This window comes from Novosphingobium sp. 11B, from assembly GCF_054589055.1.
Map to the genome: position 1 here is coordinate 18,374 of NZ_BAAILP010000191.1, position 5,763 is coordinate 24,136.

Here is a 5,763-nt window from a genome sequence, read left to right on the forward strand (position 1 = left end):
GGAACATGCGGGATCGCCCGGCTTTCCTCCACGTCCGGTCGCCCGACATGGGCGCGCAGCTTCTCCGCGAAGAGTTCCGCCGAACGCTTGATCTCGGCATCCGCCCGAAATAGCAGTCCCGCGCGCAGAGGGCGCGGCATCCGCTCGACATTCAGCGCGACCGCGCCGGTGCCCTCCATCAGCGCATCGGGCAGCATGCCCAGCATGCCTTCCTCCAGCACCAGCGACTTCATGAACGAAACCGAGCTGGTCCTGACCCCGGCGGCCGGCATCCCGGCGTTGCCGACCGCGAAGTAGTTGCGAGTGGCTGCCAGCCAGTGCTTCTGGTCCAGCATCGCCCATGCCCAGCGCGTCAGTTCGGCGGGCGTGATACCGCTACGGTGCGCAAGCGGGTGCCCGGGCGCGGCGTAGATCGAGCAGGACGAACTGCGGATCCGCTCATAGGCCAGCTTCTCCTGCATCGTCGTCGCCGGAACGGTCGTGAAGACGAGATCGACCTTGCGGTCCATCAGGGCGGGAACGGTCTCGTCAACATGCCCCTCGACGATCCGCAGCGATACGTCGGGATGCTCGCGCGTGAATTCCGCGACGACGGCGCGCAGACCCATCTGTGCCTGCAAGGGGCAGATCGCGGCCACCAGTTCCTCGCCCAGCCCGCGCTTGGCAAGGGCGATGCGCTGCTGCGCCCGCTCCTGTTCGTTGACCATAAGCCGCGCATGCTCGAGCAGCGCGGTGCCCGCCGCCGTCAGTTCCACCCCGCTGGAACGGCGGTCGAACAGCCGCGCATCGATCTCGTCCTCGAGGGTCTTGATGCTGCGGGTAAGCGCGGGCTGCGTCAGGAAGACGCGCTCTGCCGCCCGGGAAAAATTGCCCAGCTCCGCAACCGCAATGAAGTGCCGCAACTGACGAAGATCCATGATCCCACCTCAAGCCTTATGACGGAAAGAGGAAGGGGAACCCGGAGCCGCCCCCGGGTCCAGAATTTAACGCTTCCTCCCCGCTCTGCGGACAATCCCCCGCGCTTATTTCCCTGCGGCGGGTGCCGCCGGAAGGGCGTCGATCCATGCCTTGAGGTCGCGCCCGGTCTGCTCGGGCAGTTCGATCATCGGGTAGTGGCCGACGTCGGGATAGTGGATGATCTTCATCGGCGCATTGGCGAACATCACCCGCGCGTCGTCGGCCCGGTCCTTCGGGATGACGATGTCTCGGTCGCCCCACTGCAGCAGCACCGGCACCTTCACCGCCGCCGCCGCGTCGCCCGCGCCCGACTTCCACACCGCCTTGGTGTTCGCCTCGTAATAGGTCTTCACCCGCGCGAAACCGCCGGGGATGTTGTTGGTCATGTAGTACCAATGGACCGTCTCGGGCTTCAGCCGCTCCGGACGCCCGTAGAGTTCGGCCAGCGAATGGCGGTAAAAGAACTCCGGCATGTAGTTGGGCACGAGGTTCGTGTGCACCCACAGGACCGATGAAACGAGAGCCGAAGTCTCGGTCGGAGGCGGCGCCTTGAGCGGCAGGGTAGAGACCGCCAGCGCGCGCACCTGCTCGGGATGGCGCGCGGTGTACATCGTCGCGATCGTCGCCCCGCTGGAACTGGCGACGATGACGAACTTGCCGAGGCCCTTCTGCTTCACGAACCGCTCGATCAGTTCAACGACGCTCGGCATCCCCTGCGAGGGACGCGGATCGACGGAGAGACCATAGGGCGGCCAGTCGAAGCGGATGACGCGGTAGGAGCCCTTGAGCTGGTCGGCCCAGCCGTCCCAGATCCGCAGGTTCGACATGGAACTGTGGAGCATCAGGATGACCGGCCCCTGCCCTTCGTCGCGGACATGCAGCTTGACGTCGCCGACCATCTCGAACTTCGACGGCCCGGTCGCCTGCTCGGCCGCGACAGCCTCATAGCTGGGGTTCCACCAGCCAAGCCGCATAGTGCCCAGCGTACCCGCCGCGACGAGCGCCACTGCCGCCACCACGCCGCCGACGATCCTGCCCACCCGGCGGCTGCCCTTTGCGGAACTGCTTTCGGCCCGATCCCTGACGCTCATCCATGATCCCCTGTGCTGAAACGCCGATGATGACGGGGAGCGCGGCGCGGCTCCAATCAGTAGATTGCAATGAGCCATACCCGCACCGCATGGCGCCACACTCCGCGAGCCAATGTCTCCGGCAGGTGGGCAAACGGCGCCTCACCCAAGAATAAGCGGCGGAAAATCGCGCTATCGAACGCTCCAAACCGACAGAGGGAGACCAAGATGCGCCACGCCCCGCCCCCGCCTTATGTCCTCGCCACGTGCGCCTCGGCGCCGCAGTGCGTGTTCGCGAATGGCGCCGTGGACCGCGCCGCGATCGACCACAACATCGCGCAGACCATCGCCTTGGCCGAGCGGGCGGTCGGTGATCACGGGGCACGGCTGGTCGTGTTCCCGCAGTTCGGCCTGACCGGCTATGCCATGGTTTCCCCCGAGGCCTGGCACGACGCCGCCTTCGCGCTCCCCGGCCCGGAGATCGAGCGCATCGCCGAAGCCTCCCGCCGCACCGGCGCATGGATCGCCGTCCAGGTGCCCGAGCGCCACGACGTCTTTCCGGGTCGCCACTTCCTTTCCTGCGTCATCGTCGGTCCTGACGACGGCATCGCCCTCGTCCACCGCAAGGGCTATTCGCTCTCGCTGCGCACCAGCCCGATCGATGTGTACGAGCGGTTCGTGGAAGTCTTCGGCAAGGAGGCGTTCCACCCCGTGATCGACACGCCGATCGGCCGTCTCGGCGCGGTGATCGGTGCCGAACTCCATTGGCCGGAAGTGTGCCGCTCACTGGCACTCAACGGCACCCAAGTGGTACTTAACCCCATAGCAGCCGCCCCGCACCTCGACTATCTGCAGCGAGCAGGCGCGCTTCAGGTCCGGCCTGTGCGGGCCTTCGAGAACATGGTGTACCTCGCCGCCGCCAACATCGCCGGACCGGAAGGCGCACCGCGCTCGACGATCTTCGACTACAAGGGCGCCTCGATCGCAAATCCCGCGCCCGATGCGCCGGACATCACGCTCGCAACGATCGACATCCCGGCGCTTGAAGCATGGCGGCGTGAGCCATCCGCCAATTTCCTCGCCCAGATCCAGGCCGACACCACGGTTCAGCCTGATCCGAGCCATCACTGGCCTCGTAACGCATGGCCGGCGCATGCCCCCTCCGGCTTCGAAGATCTGATCGCGACGGAGGCGGCGGCATGGGAGAAATTCAACGCCCAATGGGGATAGGCAACGGCTTGTTCGACCGATTGCATAGTGAACACGATTTAGATATACATATGACTGTGAAACATCCGATAAACAGCGAAGTATCGGCCAACTGATCATGAGTTTGAGGCCAGACAACGACCGGTTCAAGGCCCGCGATGCCGACGCCGTCATGACGTTTGGGCAACTGTGCGGGGCCCTGTCCTACTGCTCCGAGGCCACCCTTCGCGTCTTTGCGGGACAGGCCTTGCGCCATGCCCTGATCTCGGCGCTTCGCCAAGAAGGACACGCCTTCACCGACATGCGCTTTCATGCCTGGTTCGCGGGCTTGACCACCTTGTCCGACGAAAGCCCCAGACATGCCCGCGACCCGCGATCTGTGTGCAGCGCGATCCTGACCGAACTTGCCAACTGGGACGATGCCATAGTCAGCCAGCTGGCAGAGCAGCTCAAGACCGCCCTACTGGCCCCGCTGGACAGTTCCGGGCACAACGCGAACGCCGAAGCCCACCGGATCGTCGAGGCCGCGCGCATGCTGGTTCGCGGATTGCCCTCGGCGGATTCCCCGGCCCCGCTTTCCGATCTCGCCGCATTGCACGACGCCCTTGCCTCCAGCATCGACTTTGCACCGTCTGAGCGAACGACCACGCGCCTCGCATTCGCCAATCGCCAGTTCGACGTCGCCATACCCGCTCCTCAAGCCCCCCTCTGGGCCATCGACATGCTCGCCGGGCGGCACTTGTGCGATGGACAGGGCTTGCGCATCGCCTTCCCCATGCCCGGCCTTGCGAGGCTGGAGGCCTTTGGCATGACCGATGGCCTTCGGCGACGGCAATCGGGCGCGCCGGGCCTGCTCGAAGCCGCTGGAAAGATGCTTTCACAGTTGCGCTCAGCACACGCCCTTGCGAGCTTCGTGCATGCTCCGGTGCCCGGGCGGCGCGGCAGTTCACGGGCGCCGATGCTGATGGAACTGCTCGCCGGGTTTGGTCCCTTGCGCTCAAGACAGATAGAAACGATGCTCGGCGCCTCACGCCTTGGCGTTACCGGTATGATCGAAAGTTGGGAGGCCCAAGGCGCGATCGGCCGAACGACGATCTCAGGTTCTCACCTGCTGGAACTGCGCGCGACGCCAAGGGACTTGCAAAGGCCCACCGCACCCGAGCCATCGGCATTCTCGGCCGGTGCTCTCGACGATTATGAGGCATCGCTCGAAGCGATCGATCGACTGCTGGCACGTCGCAACAATCTACCTCCCGTTGACGACGAAGACTGAAACGCCGCAAAATCGGCCTGCTCGGAGCGTATCCACTCCCAATTCAGCCCTGTGACCCGCTTTTGCGACCCTGCCGGAAAGCGCCCTTACAGCCCCGACAGGATCGCCCGACGACCACGGATATATAATTCGCCTCCCTGCGCTCAGAGACGCCCTCAGAGGAAATTCGAGTTTTTCGAGGCCAACACCTTATGATGTTGCCTCGATCGCGCTTCATCCCTCGATCAGCCCTCGGATCGCGCCAAGCAGTTCGTCCGTGGATGCGCCCGAGCGCGGAACGATCTTCAAGGTCAGTCCGCTTCGCGCCGAGCGGGCGTAGCGAAGCATCGGCTTCCCGTTCCCGGCCTTGACCACCAGCTCACCACCGCCGCTTTTCGTCTTGGCCACCGTCGCAGCGATCAGGCGCTTGGCGACTTCGGGGCCGGACAGCTTCACGCCAAGGTCGGTGCGCTCAGCGCACACCCCCCTGCCCTCTTCGACCATAAGCGCCAGCGCGCGCGGATCGCCGGTAAGCGGTTTGATGTCCCTTGCCACGCGCACGGTGATGTCATGGGTATCGGCAAAGACCGCCACGATCTCTTCGGGCAGACGCGCGACGTCGAGAAGACGGCTGAGCCAGGAACGCGAGATCTTCAGGTGCTCGGCCATCTCGCTTTGCGAACCGTCGTAGAACTCATCCAGTGCCCGCATATACTCGTTGGCGCGCTCCCAGTCGGAAATGTCCTTGCGCGAGCGGTTCTCGATGTCCGAGACGCGGAACGCCTCCTCGTCAGACACGTGCTGGATAGTGACGAGGTATTCGTATTCGGGGTGATGATGCGTGCGCAGCCACTGCACGGTCCACCACCGGCGGACACCCGCGATGATCTCGTAGTCGTAATCAGGGTCGTTCGTCAGCCTGCGGACGATCGCCGGGATGCGCTGCTTCTTCGCCGAGAGGAATGCGTCGATCAGGTCCCGGCAACTCTCTTCATCGAGGTGATCGATGTCGCGATTGTGCAACCGCCAGGGGCGGCACCGAGCCGGGTCCACCCATTCGGTGCGGTCGGTCACGACCTTGCCCGAAGCGAGCCGCGCGAGGGTCTGGCTCCGGCTGGCCATGATGCTTTCGGACGGCGCCGAGGTGTCCAGCTCCGCATCCTCGAGCCCCTCGGTGAGGCTGCTCCCAAACCCGCGATTACCCTTTGCCATAGTCATTTCCCGTCCGCCGCAGCGTATAATCCTACCGCCGGTTGCCACGTGGCAACACCGGTA

Annotated in this window: 5 protein-coding genes; 2 read left to right on the plus strand and 3 right to left on the minus strand. The window is 64.9% G+C overall.

Annotation, left to right across the window (positions count from 1 at the left end):
• Both ACYPYD_RS17135 and ACYPYD_RS17140 read right to left on the minus strand, forming a co-directional pair.
• Positions 1-917, minus strand: a 917-nt coding sequence (locus ACYPYD_RS17135; protein ID WP_459664407.1) for a LysR family transcriptional regulator, incomplete at its 3' end; no start/stop codon positions are given.
• 105 nt (positions 918-1,022) lie between these two features.
• On the minus strand, positions 1,023-2,048 hold the full coding sequence (locus ACYPYD_RS17140) for an alpha/beta fold hydrolase (protein ID WP_459664408.1): 1,026 nt from the start codon (positions 2,046-2,048) through the stop codon (positions 1,023-1,025).
• A 207-nt stretch (positions 2,049-2,255) separates the two neighbouring features.
• On the opposite strand from ACYPYD_RS17140, the gene ACYPYD_RS17145 reads away from it, so the two are divergent.
• Entirely contained in the window at positions 2,256-3,257 is a 1,002-nt protein-coding gene (locus ACYPYD_RS17145) for a nitrilase-related carbon-nitrogen hydrolase (RefSeq protein WP_459664411.1), read from the plus strand.
• 97 nt (positions 3,258-3,354) lie between these two features.
• Positions 3,355-4,509 carry a hypothetical protein gene (locus ACYPYD_RS17150; RefSeq protein WP_036527084.1) on the plus strand — a complete coding sequence of 385 codons (1,155 nt, stop codon included), beginning with the start codon at positions 3,355-3,357 and terminating at the stop codon, positions 4,507-4,509.
• A gap of 213 nt (positions 4,510-4,722) precedes the next feature.
• On the opposite strand, the gene ACYPYD_RS17155 is transcribed toward ACYPYD_RS17150, so the two are convergent.
• A complete protein-coding gene (locus ACYPYD_RS17155) occupies positions 4,723-5,700 on the minus strand; it encodes a ParB/RepB/Spo0J family partition protein (protein ID WP_008831479.1) in 978 nt (325 codons plus the stop codon).
• Between the last annotated feature and the right edge of the window lie 63 nt (positions 5,701-5,763).

What these genes read in the sequence shown, in the direction of transcription:
- ACYPYD_RS17140 (WP_459664408.1), bottom strand. Translation starts at nt 2,048, where the DNA reads ATGAGCGTCAGGGATCGGGCCGAAAGCAGTTCCGCAAAGGGCAGCCGC.
- ACYPYD_RS17145 (WP_459664411.1), top strand. Translation starts at nt 2,256, where the DNA reads ATGCGCCACGCCCCGCCCCCGCCTTATGTCCTCGCCACGTGCGCCTCG.
- ACYPYD_RS17150 (WP_036527084.1), top strand. Translation starts at nt 3,355, where the DNA reads ATGAGTTTGAGGCCAGACAACGACCGGTTCAAGGCCCGCGATGCCGAC.
- ACYPYD_RS17155 (WP_008831479.1), bottom strand. Translation starts at nt 5,700, where the DNA reads ATGGCAAAGGGTAATCGCGGGTTTGGGAGCAGCCTCACCGAGGGGCTC.